Origin of the sequence: Embleya sp. NPDC005575 (assembly GCF_040605455.1) — a bacterium.
GTDB lineage: Bacteria > Actinomycetota > Actinomycetes > Streptomycetales > Streptomycetaceae > Embleya.
On the sequence record NZ_JBEXCV010000031.1, the window covers coordinates 35,642 to 51,938 of the forward strand.

Annotated in this window: 11 protein-coding genes; 5 read left to right on the forward strand and 6 right to left on the reverse strand. The window is 64.9% G+C overall.

Translation table 11 applies throughout. The annotated features are described in order from the left end of the window. Positions 1-775: 775 nt before the first annotated feature. From ABZS54_RS13670 to ABZS54_RS13695, 6 genes are all read right to left on the reverse strand, one after another. The gene (locus ABZS54_RS13670) at positions 776-2,068 is read right to left on the reverse strand and encodes a DNA sulfur modification protein DndB (RefSeq protein WP_355534390.1); all 1,293 of its coding nucleotides are present in this window, start codon (positions 2,066-2,068) and stop codon (positions 776-778) included. A gap of 37 nt (positions 2,069-2,105) precedes the next feature. Next, positions 2,106-2,708, reverse strand: coding sequence for a hypothetical protein (locus tag ABZS54_RS13675; protein ID WP_355534392.1), 603 nt, complete (start codon positions 2,706-2,708; stop codon positions 2,106-2,108). A gap of 144 nt (positions 2,709-2,852) precedes the next feature. Continuing rightward, positions 2,853-3,689 (reverse strand): phosphoadenosine phosphosulfate reductase family protein, encoded by an 837-nt coding sequence (locus ABZS54_RS13680; RefSeq protein ID WP_355534394.1) that lies wholly within the window; start codon positions 3,687-3,689, stop codon positions 2,853-2,855. A 2-nt stretch (positions 3,690-3,691) separates the two neighbouring features. After that, a complete protein-coding gene (locus ABZS54_RS13685) occupies positions 3,692-7,258 on the reverse strand; it encodes an ATP-binding protein (protein WP_355534396.1) in 3,567 nt (1,188 codons plus the stop codon). Next, entirely contained in the window at positions 7,255-8,358 is a 1,104-nt protein-coding gene (locus ABZS54_RS13690) for a DUF4007 family protein (protein ID WP_355534398.1), read from the reverse strand. Before ABZS54_RS13690 ends, ABZS54_RS13685 begins: the two co-directional genes overlap by 4 nt. Positions 8,359-8,411: 53 nt before the next feature. After that, positions 8,412-9,581, reverse strand: coding sequence for a cysteine desulfurase family protein (locus tag ABZS54_RS13695; RefSeq protein WP_355534400.1), 1,170 nt, complete (start codon positions 9,579-9,581; stop codon positions 8,412-8,414). Between the two features lie 495 nt (positions 9,582-10,076). Here ABZS54_RS13695 and ABZS54_RS13700 point away from each other — a divergent pair, with 495 nt between their 5' ends. From ABZS54_RS13700 to ABZS54_RS13720, 5 genes are all read left to right on the forward strand, one after another. Further along, complete coding sequence (locus ABZS54_RS13700) at positions 10,077-11,663, forward strand: DEAD/DEAH box helicase family protein (protein WP_355534401.1); 1,587 nt, start codon at positions 10,077-10,079, stop codon at positions 11,661-11,663. Continuing rightward, complete coding sequence (locus ABZS54_RS13705) at positions 11,660-13,528, forward strand: ATP-binding protein (RefSeq protein ID WP_355534403.1); 1,869 nt, start codon at positions 11,660-11,662, stop codon at positions 13,526-13,528. Before ABZS54_RS13700 ends, ABZS54_RS13705 begins: the two co-directional genes overlap by 4 nt. After that, the gene (locus tag ABZS54_RS13710) at positions 13,525-14,436 is read left to right on the forward strand and encodes a phospholipase D family protein (RefSeq protein ID WP_355534405.1); all 912 of its coding nucleotides are present in this window, start codon (positions 13,525-13,527) and stop codon (positions 14,434-14,436) included. Before ABZS54_RS13705 ends, ABZS54_RS13710 begins: the two co-directional genes overlap by 4 nt. A 176-nt stretch (positions 14,437-14,612) precedes the next feature. After that, on the forward strand, positions 14,613-15,257 hold the full coding sequence (locus ABZS54_RS13715; RefSeq protein ID WP_355534407.1) for a hypothetical protein: 645 nt from the start codon (positions 14,613-14,615) through the stop codon (positions 15,255-15,257). A gap of 221 nt (positions 15,258-15,478) precedes the next feature. After that, complete coding sequence (locus ABZS54_RS13720; protein WP_355534409.1) at positions 15,479-16,270, forward strand: phosphoadenosine phosphosulfate reductase; 792 nt, start codon at positions 15,479-15,481, stop codon at positions 16,268-16,270. Positions 16,271-16,297: the final 27 nt, after the last annotated feature.

Sequence of the window (16,297 nt, forward strand, 5' to 3'; positions counted from 1 at the left end):
TCCTACACAGCAGGCCCATACCCGACGTCACCATTCAGCGTGCTGCCGCAGGTCGACCGGGCCCTGGCCGAGGCCGCCGGTCGCATCGTCCCGCGTGCCGCGAAGGTGGTCGAGTCCGCCGAAGACCAAGTCGCCGCGCCGACCGATGAAGCCCTGCCGCTCCTGTGTGACCTGACACTGGGACGTCCGCTCACGCAAGCGGCCCCGGACCAGAGGTCCAGGGCCGTAAAGAAGACCGCAGTGCGCGGTATTCGTGCTGGTCAGAAGCCTAAAGCCGGCCCTGACGCGAGTGGGCCGTCAGGGGATCGAACCCTGAACCCGCGGATTAAAAGCTAGACAGCGGTGGTGGTAAGGGGTGTTGGGGCGGGTAGCGGTGTGCAGTTCTGTCCGGATCTGCACACCACCGCGTCCCGCTGATACCGTCCCGTGATGCGATGCGTGAGCACCTCCGCTCACGCATCGCTCACGCATTCAGAGGCCCCGGGAGGTGTCGGTGCCTGGTCGTAGGCTCGTCGTCCGACGGTGGTGGATTGCATGAGTCGGCGTCCTGGCGCTGCCGGACATTCGGCCATTTTTCCAATGCTGAGCTGGCGTGCGATTCGCGAGATTGACCGCGCGTCGCGCATCTGTCCAGCCAGGATGTGGACTTCGACTTCGTGCTGGCCTGGCGATATGTGGCGCCCTTCAGAAGAAGCCCGGCTGACGGTTCGTCATCAGCAGCGCGCAGGAGTAGAGCCAGCAAGGCGCATCTCGGTTAGCCAAGCGCCCTTCGACTTCAGTCGGCGTCGACCGGGAGAAGCGCGAAGAACTCCTCAGCCGGAATCGGGTACTTAGTCTTCATCACGTCAGCATAGGCGCGCAGCGCCCGACTGATCTGGGCCTTAGAGCGAGGTGCGACGTGGACCTGCAGGAGGTCATACAGAAGCTGGGTGTTGCCACTGGCCATCTTGCCCTTGGCCTTGGCACCTTCCGGGGTCTCGATCCACATGGAGGAGAACGGGGCCGAGGTCATCTTCCAGTCAAGCGCCGACAGCCGCTTCATGATCTCCGGCCACTCCAAGGCTCCCTGCTCCAGGATGTGCCGAACCACCTTCGCCACCTGGTTCTGGATGGCAGGGCGCATGAACGGGTGACCGGCGCCGTCGCGGCCCTTGGGCGCCCGCACGTCCTTCGGTGACACTGAGGCGAGGTAGCGCTGACGCAAGTTGCCACACGCGTCAAGGAGTTCCCGGAGGCGTACGGCGACGATCTCGAAGCTCTGGTCGAGAAGTTCGTCGGTCGCTCGTTGCTTGGACTGTTCGGTAGTGCAGGGGAGGTCGTAGCCGATCTCCTTGACGATGTCGTAGACAACGGCAATGGTGCTCCAGGCCGGGCTCGACGCGGAGACCGACCGTTGAGCCAAAACGAGTTCGCCGTCCTGGCCCACCTTGCTGAACACGAGGACAACTTTGTCCCGCTTCAGGAACTCGTCATCGTCGAGCAGACGCCGAGTGAGGATGGCGAAGCTGTCGTCCTCATCGAGGGCGATGTTCTCCTGCAGGTTGGTGCTCTTGGCGTTCCGGTTGATGTTGGTGAAGAGCCGCCGGGTGCGGCGCCGGCCTTCATCAGTGTCGAAGTGTGGTACCACGATGACGTTGATGTCCTCGTTTCCCAGCTCCGGGTTCTGCTTGATCGCGTCTTTGATGGCCTTGAGCCGGTGCTGGCCGTCGAGGGCGAAGAACTGCTGGGTGCCGTCGAACGTGAGGACGCCAAAGTTGCGGTCCAGCCCTTGGAGGACGGCCTGATTTTCGGCATCCATCGTCACCGAGAGGTAGTTGGGGTCCCCACCCCACACCGCGATGATGAGAGCACCCAGGAAGCGGTTCTCGTTGGTGAGCAGGTACTCGGTGATGTACTGCGTCCGCGTGCCGACGCCGCGCTGGATCATGGTACCGAGGTCGCGGTTTCCGCCGAGTTCATGCGCGAAGTTAATCTCTCGGGCTACCTGGGCGTAGCTCATCAGGCAGGAGTAGTAGGTCCAGTTGCCGACCTTCGCTTCGAAGGCGGGAACGAACGTCTTGGACGGCATGGAGGTACCTCGATGTCAGGGGGCGAGCGAGCGCGGCCTAGGAGCGGAGCGCTGGTCTGGGGATGGTGCTGAGCCGACCGCGCAGAGTGGGACCGCCCCGGGTGTTGATCGGTGGGTTGTAGAGGTGGATCAGGCGGCTTTCCAGGTTCCTGATCATCGACCTGTCGTCGACTGTCGCGAACCAGTACTCCAGGGGGCGCAGGGCAAGGTAGTAAGTAAGCCGGTCGTCCCGATTGGTCGGGGGTTCTCGGGTCCAGAGGTCCTCGGGGTTCCCCCGCAGGTGCTTCTTGTAGTTTCGGTACCGATTTCTGAGCGTGTTGCCCAGTTCCCCCGCTCCACCCGCGTGCCCGATGTAGAGGACCTGGTGGAAGCTGCCCTCGGTCCGGTCTGCCATGGCCAGCTTGATCGCGGGGCGCCAGACGAACATGTAGACGCCTGGCTCGTCGGGAATCGCTATGGCGATGCTCTCGGTTGCGACGAGCCGTTCCCACGGGGATGCGAGTCGCTTCAGGTCGTCCTGGAGGACTTGGAGGCCCGACACGTCCATCATCGGTGTGATGCCGAACTGGAGCTCCAGAGCGGGACTGGCGTCCAGGCGGTGGCGGATGACTGCGCGCGCGACCGTGTCTGGTGTCGCCATTCCTCATGTGCTCCGACTGGGTGACGGCGTGTGATGAGCGCACACATCCTTACACGCCGTACCGACAGTCGGTGAGCGAGACAGAAAAGAGTCCGTTTGATGACTGTTTGCCATCAAACGGACTCTTGACTGAAATCGAGGGATTCAGAGATGGCAGACGGAGCAGCCCGCCTCGTCGTCATCGGCGTCGAGTGCGTCCGAGAGGACCTCCAGCAGTGGCCGGTTGGGCTTGATCCGCTTGGCGGCTCGGGCGAGGTTCGCCTCGTGCTTGGCCTGAATTTCCTCTCGCCGCTCTATGAGCTGGTGCAGGGACTCGCCCTGAGACCACGTGTAGTCGCGGCCCTGCATCGCGGTGTCCTGGTGGCGGACCTTCTCTTCGTACGCAACAGCCTTGTCGAAGAGCTCGGGGTGGCGATCCTTGAGGCCGACCCACTCGTGCTTGCGCTGGAAGAAGCAGAAGTAGCAGCCAGACCGGGTGCGCCATTCGTAGTAGCCGGGCAGGCCGGTGCCGGCCTCGTCGAGGATGCGGCCGACGCCCTCCCGGTCGATGCCATCCTCACGGAAGGGGAAGACCGCGGTGATGTTGGGTTTGGTGCTCACATAGCCGAGCCGGTTCTCGTCCGCTCGGATTGCGACGTACGAGATCACCTCGTCCTCGCCGACCCATTCTTCCAGAGGCTTGATCTTCAGGTTCTTCGTACACCAGCGCATTTGGGGGCTCGGTAGAGTGCCCTGGTAGACCTCGAGCCAGTGGTCGAAGTCCCGGTCGGTGTTCAACCGCGTGATCGGCTTGCCGACCGCGGCCTCGAGCTTGTTGAGGTACTCGTACGTCTCGGGCAGTTCAGCGCCGGTGTCGCAGAAGAAGTACTCCATCTCCGGCACGCGGTCACGCATGTAGATGGCAAGTGCGGAGGAGTCCTTTCCCCCGGACAATCCCAGGACGTGCCGGACCTTCTTCGCCGGGGTGGTTGCGTCACTCACGATCACTCCGTCCTCTCGAGTGCAGTAGTGGCAACAGGCTCGGACACACGCTGGGCGAGCGCCGCGAGCAGAATGCGCGCACCGTCGGGGCCGAGCGCCTTCTTAGCCTGTGCCAAGACACTGACAACGAGGCTCTCCGCCTCCTGCCGGGACTGCTCGGGCAGGTAGATCAGCGTGCGCTGCTCGCCACCATCCTTGTCGGTCAGGGTGAGCAGCCGGGCTTCGAGATCTTCCTCAGCGCCGCCGACCGCCTCGCCCGTCTTGTACAGGTGACTGACACGGTCGAGCGCGGCGGCCATTTCCCGGACACGACGGGCGAAGAGCGTGACGTCGTTGTCGGACCAGTCGCCCAGGGCAGAGTGCGACAGCCGCACGATCACGGGGTCGAGCCAGTCGGAGTCCGACAAGCCCTCGTTCAGTGCTATGGCGACGAACCCGCGAAGCTCGAGGCTGAGCGAGATACCGGCAAAGCCTTGGAGACGGCGTGCGAGTGCCTGTCGCAGTTCGGGCAGAGCCGAGGGCAGGCGGAACTCGCGGCTGATGGTCTCGACGACCTCGACGCGAAGCGCGCGGTCGGCGCCGGCGATTTCCTCGGCTGCGGCAGTCAGGCGCTCGACGTAGCCCTTGTTGCCGCTGGTGCTTTTGCGAGCCTCGGGGCTGATCGGGTCCAGGCATAGGGCTTGTGGGAGAGCGTGGAAGAGCAGGTCGTCCGGGTCTTGCGCGGTGAACAGCGCGGAGCGGATCGCAATGGCGTCCTTGCTGATGCGCTGTGTGCGGCGCGCGTATGGCGTGAGCACCATGACCCGCTCGAGCAGAGCACGGGTAACCGAGAGAATGGCCGGGTTGCGCAGCGCCTGGGAGCGGGGCGGTTCGACGTTCAGTGCCAGCGAGAGCTTCTTGACAACGCTCTCCCGCAGGCCGTCACCGAGTGGCGTGGCCTTCACGGAGAACCGGCCCGGCGCCTTGATCATCCGCTCCACCACGTCGGTGGTCAGGCGCGGTAGGTAGGAGCCCTCCTCGAACAGGGCCACGTCCTGGCTGCGCAGGATAAGTGCGGTCACCACCAACAGAGGCACCACGCCGGCCTTGACGCCGTATGGCGGCACCATGACGGCGCGGAAGATCTCGTCAAGATTGGTGCGCTTGTGGGCGTCCGAGAGTGCCATTTCAAGGGCATCCCAGACGGGCAGCACGTGCGGGTGGGCGGGGCCTGGCCGCGAGAAGCCGTAGGGCAGCAGCGTGGTCGAGGAGTCGTCCGCGGTGCCGCTGTTCTCCCGGTGCAGGCCCATGAACTCCAGAGCCCCGCTGTACATGGCGCGCTCGGCCGGGTACTTGTCGATGCCCAGGTGACGTTCGCCGGACTTGGTCAGCATGGCGGTCAGCAGTTTCCCGCGTGCTTTCGCCCCCTGGCTGGTCAGCTCATGGCGACCGAGCATCTCGTTGCGAATGTGCGGGGTTGCAGGGAACACCCGGTCACAAGCGATGGACGCAAGTCCGCTGAGGCTACGGCTTTCGATGACCTCGCCCTCGCCAGACTCCGCAGTGATGCCCGAGCGCCACAGGCGCCAGGTGGCTCGCTGGGTAAGAGGGAAGAATGCTGCGCTGAGCAGTTCGAGCAGCTCGCGCTTGGCAGCCGATGTCCGCTCGGAGATCTCGCGACTAGCCACCGGGTCCAGGGTTTTGTCGCGCTGCAGTTCCTCCAGCGCCACGAGGTGGAAGGCAGCACGCAGGACTAGGTCTGGCTCATCGGTCGTCCCGAGCACTACGGGCAGCGAAGATTCGACGAAAGGCCGATCCTCCATGGTTCCGAGGTGGAAGACGAGAAGGCCGTCGGCGTGGTCGTTGAGTTCGTCGGGTCCCTCGATGAGCTGCGTCTGGGCACCGGAGATTCGGACGAAAAGGGCGCGAAGCATGCCTGTGATCTGGCTGTGCCGGCCAGCCGCGACAGCCAGCGGGAGGTAGTCACCGAGCCTTTGGAGGACTGCTGCCTCGTCGAGGTGGCTGAGTGCCTCCTTGAGGCGCCCGTCGATGTCGAAGTTGCTTCCGCGCCACACGCGGTACTCGCCGTTGAATGTGCGGAGTACCAGGAGGCCACGGTCCACCAGGCCGTTGAGCTGCTTCTCCAGGGCGGCGAACGCCTTGGGACTGGGTGCGTCGGCCGGGTCGTGCAGCGCGAAGTAGATCATTGCCGCGGTCGCCCGCAGCGCACCGTCGGAGTCGATCAGGTTCAGCATGCCGATCGTGCGCAGAAGGCGCTGCTCGGCAGTGGACAGGCCATTGGCTTCGGTGACCCGGGATTCGATCTCGATCCAGCGGCTGGCGTTGCTTGATGCCAGCAACGAGGTTCGGCCGGAGTCGAGGAAGAAGTCGTACAGCTGGGGCAGCTGGACGGTGCTCGCCCGGCGCGGCTTGTCAGTCGAGAACGAGGCGAGTGAGCGGCGGATCGTGTGGGGCTCGTCGTTGTTGAGGAACCCGGACAGGCTGCGGTCGTGCTGACCGATCTGCGCCGCGAGGAAGGGCGCCGCGACCGCGGTCAACGGATGCAGGGGATAGAGGTCGGCGAAGTCCTGCACCGCGAGGTCCACGACATCGTTGAGGCCGTGATCACGCCAGGCCTTCTCGGCTGCCTCGGCGTGCGCCCAGATGAGCTTGCGGCCGGGCTCCGCAACAGCGGACTGATCGAGTCGGCGGCGCATCAGCTGGACCGAGTCGCCCAGGTGGGGGGCAAAGGTGATGTCTTCGAATCGGCCCTGGATCTTGGCCCATTCGCGGGTCTGCAGCTCGCTGGAGTGGGCAGCGTAGTCCATGAACGACAAGTGCTGCAGTGTCATCATGAACAACGGCAGGCCACGGCTGCCAGCGCTCTTCTCCGCGAGATCCTGCAGGAGGAACAGGTCGTCCTTCGCGCTGGAGAACTCGCTGTGCCCGGCAAGGTGCTCCAGGGTCTTGCCGAACTCATCGATGATCAGCAGGAGAGGCTGCTGCGCGCACAGGGCGGTGACGGCAGCGACGATGTCCTCGGGCTTGGCGGTGGCAGGATCATCGCACCGCGCCAGCGCGGTGGCGACAGCCTTGGGTGTCCTGGACGGCCAGCGCCGCTTGGCGGCGGTCTGCAGGGCACGGGACAGGGTGGTAACGAGAGGCTCGCGCCGGGCGGTCGCGACAGCGCCAAGGAAACCTTCCGGCGCTAGTTGGTCACGAGATGTGGCCAGGCGCCGCGCCAGGCCGGGGCTGACGGTGGCCAGCACAGCGTGTGCCTCGGCGCGCCGGCTCTCGTCGCACCCGAGAGTCGCGTCGATGAGATTGGCTAGGGTGGACTTGCCCGAGCCATAAGGTCCAGTGAACGACCACGACCTGGGACGGCGCAGGTCGCCGAGGGCGTTGGCAACCCGATCGAACACGTCGACTGCCCGAGCACCGATATACGGGGAGTGCAGTTCGTCCAAGACATCGCGCTCCACATTGGTGGAGCGCATACGCGAACCGATCACCTGGACACCGGCCGGGAACTGCGGGCCACCGGAGGACATGCGGGCGGCGCTGGACCGCGTGGGGGTCTCGGTGGTCACTGTGTCTCCTCGATCAGGGCGAGCTGCGGCTCAAAAACGTCCTGAAGCTTGAGTTCGCGCGCCTCAGCTTCGGCGAGCTTGGGATAGCTGCGGCCCCAGTCCTCGCGGGTCGGGAAGCCCGGCCTCTCCCGGACCTTGTCGTACTGGGCGTCCAAAACATCCCAAGCCAGATCGAACGGGTCGGAGGTGAACGCCAGACTGCGCTGACCGACCGCCTCCACCACCTGCAGGCCCGCAGTGGTGGCGGCCACCCGCTCCAGGGCTCCGGCAATGTCAGGTTCACGCACGCGGAAGGCCCGCCCGGGTGCGCCGTGCTCGTTGGCGAGCCGGGCGAGGGAAATAGACCCGGCACTGCGGGTGGTCTGAGCGGCGTAGTCGAGGCAGGCGTACGCCACCACGCGGTCAGGCAAGGAGATGCGCGAGCCGGTCGTGAACTCCCACTCGGCACGTCCGGAGGTCGGATGGTCCACCGCTTCCATCAGGCCGAGCTCACGGAAGGGGCAAGCCAGCAGGTCTTCAAGCGCGCCGGGCGCGCCGCCCTTGGCCCGCTTCGCTGGAACGTACATCTTGGTAATGCAGTCGACGTCCCTGATAACGGATGCTTCCGCAGGCGCTTCTGCGTACGACAAGTTCGCGTGTCGCGCGATCAGCTGGGTGAGGTCGGGCGCTGAGAACCGCGCGAACGGCGCGAGCTGGAAAGCGACATACCAGGACGGCGCCCAGCTCTTTGCCCCGGGCCGGGAGCACAACAGCCACCAATGCAGCAGCCATAGGCTGCCCTGCTCTTCTAGATAAGGATCGGCACCGTTCTCATCGAGGAGCCACCGTGCCTCCCACGTGGGGTAGGAGAACAATGCGCGGGCGTTGGCATCATCGCCTGGGAACTCGCGGGTCAGTTTGAAAGCCCGTGACCAATACCTCATGGCATTGGACATGTTCTTGCCGACCCCGAGAAGAACGGGTGCGTCATCCGCTAGGAACGTGTCCGGGCGGTCCTTCACCTGCATGTATGCCTTATGGAGCCACCCGAATCGCGGCGCGAAGGTCTCGTGGCGCGCGAAGTTGAAGTGGGCGGCTTCCGCGAGCCGGCTGTCTGACATGCGAGGCTTTCTCCGTGTCCGTCAAAGCGTGGATGGTGTTAGTGCAGGCCTTGCTACATGGGGGCCGTCAGCGCTGCTCGCACCTGCCGGACGGCTCGTGCCGCCGACGCAGCAGCGCGCTCGATGTCGAGCGTGGTCGTGGCGTACCCGAGAGAGAAACGGAGTGTGGAGTCAGCCTCTTCCCGACTGCGTCCCATGGCGAGGAGCACGTGGCTCGGGCTAGGCGCGCCAGAGGAGCAAGCGCTCCCCTCTGACGCCGCCACGTCCGGCATCGCGGCGAGCACCGCATCCGCTGGCGCACCGTGGAACGTAATGCTGGTGACTCCAGGCAGCCGCATGCTGAGCGCGCCGTTGATCCGGCAATCGCCGACCTGCCCAACGAGCGACTCCTCCAGTGCGTCACGCAGCTGTTCGATTCGGGGAATCTCCGTGGCCAGAGCCCGCCGGGCGGCCTCGGCGGCGGCACCCGCGCCTGCGATGCCCGCCACGTTGTGTGTTCCGGCCCGCCAGCCTCGCTCCTGTCCGCCACCAAAGAGCAACGGGCGGTACGGCAAGGCGATACCGCGGCGTACGAACAGGGCGCCGACCCCCTGCGGGCCGCCGAACTTATGGGCGGACAGGGAGAGGAGGTCTACGTCCGTCTCCGCGAGGTCGATCGGGAGCCGGCCGATGAGTTGCGTGGCGTCCGTGTGGACGAGCGCTCCCGCGCGGTGGGAAGCCTCGACGATAGGTTCGAGTTCGGTGATTACCCCAGTCTCGTTGTTGGCTGCCATCAGCGACACGACTGCCACTTCACCGGTGGTCAGACTCGCGCGGAGGGCATCCAGGTCGACCAGGCCGTCCTCATCGACGCGCAACAGCATCAGGGATCCGGGGCTGCCAAAGGTGATGGCCTTGGCAGTCTCCAAAACCGCCGGATGCTCGACCGTGCTCGTGACCAGTCGACCACCGATCTCGAATGCTGCCCGCAGGGCCAGGTTGTTGGCTTCTGTGGCCCCGGAGGTGAAAACGATCTCGCCGTGGGAGCAGTTCAAGAGTTCAGCTACCTGCCGGCGCGCCAGATCGACGCGGTCGGCCGCGTCACGGCCGGAGCGATGGGTGCTAGAAGCGTTGCCGACGGCGCTCATGGCCTCGACCGCTGCCTTGAGGGCTTCTGGTCGTGCCGGCGCGGTGGCGTTGTAGTCGAGGTAGGCCGGATCCGAGCTAGGTGACTGAAACGTCACAGTTCACCCCGTTTCGCTCTATTCTAGCCGCTCTTCATCAACTGGCGGCGAATCTCGTCCGGTACGAAACCCTCCACCAGTAGTAAGGAGATCCTAGCCGGAGCGAAGGACAAACGAAGGCGAGGCATGAACTTCAGCCCCCGGCAATGACTCCCAATGACCGAAATAAAACAAATGTTCCCTTGGATGGGATGTGCCTCGTAGCGATGCGAATTCCCTTGCGGAAACCGGTAGTTCGGGCAAGTGTGACCTGAGTGGTTTGCCGAGTCGACCAGAACTCGCAGTAGAGCCCAGAGGTTCGGGGGCCGGACCTTGGCTGACGGGTCTAGGGTCTGATCTCAGAGTGAGGGGCGAGCTGGTCGCGTGCCGCTGTGCCAAGGGGCGGGCGAATGGACAGGGGCTGAGGGTGGGAGCTGGAGAAGCAAGTCGCGGTGTGCAGACGCAGACAGGGCGATACGTGTCGTGACCGGATCTCCAGGTATTGCCTTCGCATCCGTGCTGAACAGCGCGCCTCTTTCGTACGTGCGGGGTCTTCTCGGCCAGCATGCCTGTGACCTGCTGGACCTTCTGCACAAGGGAGAAGACGCAGACGAGAAGCTGCGCCTGGTCGCAGCCTCGGCTGTTTCTCCGGAGCGACTCATCGGCGACCCCGAGGAGCGCACGCAGCTCTTGCGGTTCTTGCCCGAGGAAAAGCTCGCAGAACTCGCTAGCCGCCTCGGTGTCGACCACTCCACGAGCTCCGGCACCCTCCTCGCGGCCCTGCCGTGGACCACCGAACAGCAGCGCACCCTTCTCGGCTTCCTGGGCCTCGTCGTCGACCGTGCCCCCGAGCTACCGGTCTCCTTCCGCAGCGCCACTGCGCCGCTGTACGGGATGTTCCCCCATCAGCGACTCGCGGCCAACAGTGTCCAGCGCATGCTTTACTCCGGAGAGCGCAGGGTCCTGCTGCACCTGCCCACTGGTGTCGGCAAGACACGCACAGCCATGAATCTCATCAGCGACCACCTGCGCCGGCACGAGCCGACCGTCGTGGTGTGGCTGGCCAGGGGACGAGAACTACTGGAGCAAGCGGCACTCGAGTTCGAAAAGGCATGGGCCTCACTCGGCAACCGTGAGGTGACCGTGGCCCGGATGTGGGGAGACGCGCCGACCGACCTCACGGCGATTGAGGACGGCCTCATCGTCCTGGGCCTCGACAAGGCCAACGCCGCAGCAAACGCCGACCCGACGTTCCTCGACCGCCTCGGCGTGCGCACCACTCTCACCACCTTCGACGAAGCCCATCAGGCGATCGCCCCGACCTACCGCAGAGTCGTCGACGCTCTCACACTGCGTAGCGACTCAAGTTTGTTGGGGATGACGGCGACCCCTGGACGGACATGGGCCGACATCGACGAGGATGAGCGGCTGTCCGACTTCTTCGCACGCCAGAAGGTCATGCTGAAGATCGACGGATACGACAGCCCCGTTACGGCCCTGATCGAACAGGGTTACCTCGCTCGGTCGAACTTCCGCACCGTAGCCGCTGACTCAGGCATGCTCCTCAGTACCCGGGACAAACAGGCCCTCGCCGCCTCGTTCGACATCCCCGACGAATTGATGACGAAGCTCGCAGAGAGCGTGCAGTGGAACTTGCAGGTCGTCGATACCGTGCTCGACCTCAGCGAGCGACACCGGCGGATCCTCCTCTTTGCTGCATCCGTCGAGCACAGCCGCCTGCTTGTTGCGATTCTCTCCGTCTTCGGTCTCGATGCCGATCAAGTAACTGCCGAGTCCTCGCCGCGACACCGAGACCGGGTCATCGCCCGCTTCAAGGGGCCTGGCACTCGGCCGATGGTTCTATCAAACTTCGGCGTCCTGACCACAGGTTTCGATGCTCCTGCTGCAAGTGCCGTGGTCATCGCCCGCCCCACCCGGTCTCTGGTCCTCTACAGCCAGATGGTGGGTCGGGTCATCCGTGGACCTAAGGCGGGCGGAACCGCCACCTGCGACATCGTCACGGTCGTCGATCCCGCGCTCCCGGGCTTCGGAGACGTGGCGGAAGCATTCACCAACTGGGAGGACGTGTGGAACACCCGGTGACATCCAAGTACTCGATCGTCACATCCGATCTGACGGTCAAAGCCCTGCAGGACAGCGGCTACAAGTCGACGGCCCATGCCATTGCCGAACTCATCGACAACGGCCTTGAAGCCAAGGCTGACCTTGTCGAACTCTTCGTCGTCGAGTCGATGGACCGCCCCTCCCATCGGGCCCGCTACCGTGTCGAGAAGATCGCGGTCCTCGACAACGGCTCCGGCATGGATCCCGAGACCCTGCGGCAGTCACTGCGCTTCGGGGCTGGTACTCGTGGGGATCGCAAGGGGATCGGCCGCTTCGGTGTCGGCCTACCGAACTCCAGCATCTCGCAGTGCGACCGGGTCGACGTCTGGTCCTGGACCAACGGCCCCCAGAACGCTCTCCATACCTACCTCGACCTCCAGGAGATCTCTCAGGGGCTTGAGGAGGTCCCCGAGCCCAAGCTGGACGCTGTGCCCGACGAGTGGCAGGCTCTCTCCGAAGGTCTCGGCACGTCCGGCACCCTGGTGCAGTGGACCGCTCTTGAGCGGGTCCAGTGGCGCGGTGCCGAGGCCACTATCGCCAACACCGAGAGCTTGATCGGTCGTATTTACCGACGGCTGATCATGAAGGGCAAGCGGATCAAGCTTGTCCCGGTACGCGGCTGGGTCCAGCTGCCCGGCGTCCGGGACACCCGCCCCAACGACCCGTTGTACCTCATGGCGCCGAGTGCCACTCCGCACCCCTTCGATGGCAAGCCGATGTTTCGTGCTCACGGCGCCGGAAACGTTGGCCAGGTTGGTGTCGAGCGGTTCGTGGTCAAGGGCGTGGATGGGGAGGAGTACCCCGTCTTCGTCCGGTCTTCGATCGCCGTTCAGTCCGCCCGCCGCACCGACATCGCAGGTGAGGCGTGGCCTCCGAACGTGCCGACCAGCCTCAAGCCTGGTGACACCCCGTGGGGCAAGCACGCAGCTCGGAATCAGGGAATCTCCCTCATACGCGCAGACCGGGAACTGGATCTCGATACCGGGTGGATCAACTCCTATGACACGCGTGAACGTTGGTGGGGGGTGGAGATCGACTTCCCGCCAGGCCTCGACGAGGTCTTCGGAGTCACCAACAACAAGCAGTCCGCAACGATCTTCTCCAGCCTCGCCCACTTCAACTGGCGAGAGGAGGCGGCCGGCCTGTCATGGGACGAATTCCGGGAGGCATTGCGCGAGGAGGGAAATCCGCGCCTTCCCCTCATCGAGATCGTCTACCACATTCGCGAGAAGCTCCTCGGCAAGCTGCGCTCCGACCTGGAAGACCAGACGCAGGGCACAGGTACGAGCCGCAAGCGCCACGAGGTGGTCGAAGTCCAGGCCGAGACTGCAGTCAAGCGCCGACGAGCAGAGAGCCGGCCGAGCCTGACCGACCAGCTCGCTGAGGAGAGCACCGAAGAGGAGAGCAAGCAGCTCCAGTACGAGAGCCTGGTCGAAACGCACCGCTACACCCCGGCCGACGCCCAGCGCATCATCGAAGAAACAATGTCGCAGGGCAAGCATGTCCGGCTCCTGACCAGCCGCAATCCCGACTCCCCCGCCTTCTTTAGTGTCGAATACATCCCCGGCATGCTCCAGGTCGCCCTCAATATGGACCACCCGGTCTACAACGACCTGATTGCTGTCCTCGACGGGGACATCGAGGGTGCGAGCCGCGAGGAGCTCGCTGAACGCCTCACCGCTGCAGCCGGTGCTTTCAAACTTCTGCTGATTTCCTGGGCCCGGTTTGAGGACGAGCAGCCGGAGAAGCCGCGCGAGCGCGCCAAGAAGATGCGGCAGGACTGGGGCCGCCTCGCCAGCGAATTTCTCGGAGCCAGCGATGCCGACGACGAGGACGACGAGTGACGACCGACCACGTCTGGCGCCAGATCGAACAGCTCCTGGGCACGGCGACCAACAGCGTCATCCTGGTAGCGCCCTTCATCAAGAAGGAGACCTTCCGGGCTGCGCTTGACGCGATACCCGCCGGAGTCCAGAAGATCACGTGCATCACCCGCTGGTCCGTACCCGAGGTCGCCGCTGGCGTATCCGACCCGGAGATCGCCGAACTGGCAGAGCAGGACGGCCGCGCGGTCGTCCTGCTCTGCCACAACCTGCACGCAAAGCTGTACGTGGCCGACGACCGTTGTCTCGTGGGGTCCGCCAACCTCACTGGCAAGGCCACCGGTCGAGTTCCGGCAGCCAACGTCGAGCTCCTTGTGGAGGCCGACGTGGCCCATCCCGAAGTGCAGCGGGTACTTGATGCGATCGAGGGCGCCGCGGTGCCCGGGACGGTGCAACTGGCCGAGCAGTTACGCGAGCAGGCGAGCCTCATGCATAGCGACGAGGACAGCCCCCGCGTCCTCGTACCAGGCCAGGACAGGCAGCCGGCACGCTGGCTTCCGGAGACCCGAAACCCGGAACGGCTCTACCGTGTCTACAACGGACGCCACCGCCACATCGGTAGCGACGTGCTCGCCGGCGTACTCCGCGATCTTGCGCACCTCGACATCGGTCCCGGGTTCGACGAGCAGGCGTTCGGTTCAGCAGTCCTTGCCCGCCTCCGCGCGATGCCCGAACTGCACGCCCTGACGGCAGCCGGGCGGATGAACCTGGGCGACGCGCAGGCGGACCTGGCCGCAACAGGAGACTTCACGGCTGAGCAGGCGCAGCGCGCAGTCGAGACGATCGCAGCGTGGCTGGGCTACTTCGATGAGGTCCACCTCGTGCCCGTCGGCCCCTGGGAGATTCGTCAGGGCAAGGAACTCACCTAGAGGGAGCCACCTCACCGCAGAGGGTGGTCTGCGAGGCCTCGATGCTCTGGCGGACCACGCTCCGGGATCTCCGCCCGCCACCAAGGCTCAGCACAGCCCGGGCAGCGCGATATCTTAATGGCGCCCCACCAACCAGGGCTTCGACGTGGTGCGCAAGGCGGAGAAGGTACCGGGACATGGCAGTAGCGCGGATCCCCTACCTGCTTGGCCACGCCGAGATCGCCGAGCTGTTCGGCGTCAAACGTCAGACCTCGGCGAAGTGGCGCGTCGACGGAACACTGGGCCAGCCCGACCTTGTCGCGTCCGGCAACCCCTACTGGTTGCTGAACACCGTCCTCCGACTCGACGGCCATGCGGGCCGGCAGGTCGCCGAGCAACGCCTCAAGCACTACCAAGCGAGCATCCCGGGTGGCTACCGCGTCGACGACCGTGAGCTGCTACCCGTCATCCTGGGGATCCAGGAGGTCGCTCAGGTGCTAGGTGTTGATAGGCAGACCGTGTCTCGTCGGCGACACCGTAGACAGATCGCCGAGGCCGACCTCCTGCTCTCCCGGTCGCCGCTCTGGTTGCTCGATACGGTCGTAACGGACGCGCACGAGCGTGGGGCGGCTCTTGTTGCGGAGGAGGTTGAGCGGCTGAAGGCCGGTGAGCGGACGCCGCAAAAGCCGCGGGGCCGCAAGGTGGCATTGGAGCCCCGACCGCCCAAGAAGTCTCTGCCAGCGGCGCAGAGTTTCACGTCCGCTGAGCACGCCGAGGCTGTCGCCTTCCTCGGCGAGGTGCTCTCCGAGGGCCACACCACGGTGATCCGGCCGAAGCGGTAGAGGCACGCTGGCGAACGTCGGCGCAGCACATGCTCGTACGTCTGCATTGGCACCCTTAGTGGGAGAAACAGTTGACGATAGCAATTCTATCAATAGAATCTCTCATGTCGAGTTCAGACTCTCACCAGGGGGCCCCTCATGTCACGCAGTATCTGTCAGGCGCCGGCATCTACCCGCGCTAGCGGCGCGTCATCCACAGGCTGTGCACGGGGAGCCAGCTCGTGAAGGTCATTTCTTACGGTGGCGGAGTGCAGTCGACGGCCCTCCTCGCATTGGCTGCCGACGGCAAGATCGACTATCGAACGTTCTTGTTTGCCAACGTCGGTGACGACAGCGAGAACCCCGGCACCCTCAAGTACCTCCGCGAGGTCGCAGCTCCGTACGCAGCCAAGGCCGGGCTCGACCTGCGCATCCTGGATCGCCGGCGCCGCGATGGAACCACCGAGACCCTTTGGCAACGTCTCAATCGACCCGCTACCCGTTCCATCCCGATCCCGGTACGCATGGCCAATGGCGCGCCTGGTCGTAGGTCCTGCACGGCGGACTTCAAGATCAAGGTTGTCGGACGGTGGCTCCGTGGCGCAGGCGCTACCAAGAGCGATCCAGCAACGGTCGGCATCGGTATCTCTGTGGACGAGATTCACCGCGCCAACCGTCGTAGGTGCGAGGCGTATGAGGTGATCGAATACCCGTTGCTCGACCTCGGGCTGCGACGTGCCGACTGCCTGGAGATCATTGAGCGCGCTGGGCTCCCTGAGCCGCCCAAGAGCTCCTGCTTCTTCTGCCCGCTTCGCACTGTCGACGCCTGGAGGCGGCAGCGGATCGAAGAGCCCGAAGTGTTCGCACGTGCAGTGCAGTTGGAGGAGACACTCAACGCCCGCCGACGCGATCTCGGACGCGATCCTGCTTTCCTCACGCGCTATGGACGGCCTCTTCCCCTGGCGATCCCTGCGGCTGGCGCCAATGACGAGGACAAGGACGCTACCTGCGACTCTGGTTGGTGCATGACCTGAGCGCACCAATAACGGCCCTCAGCTCAG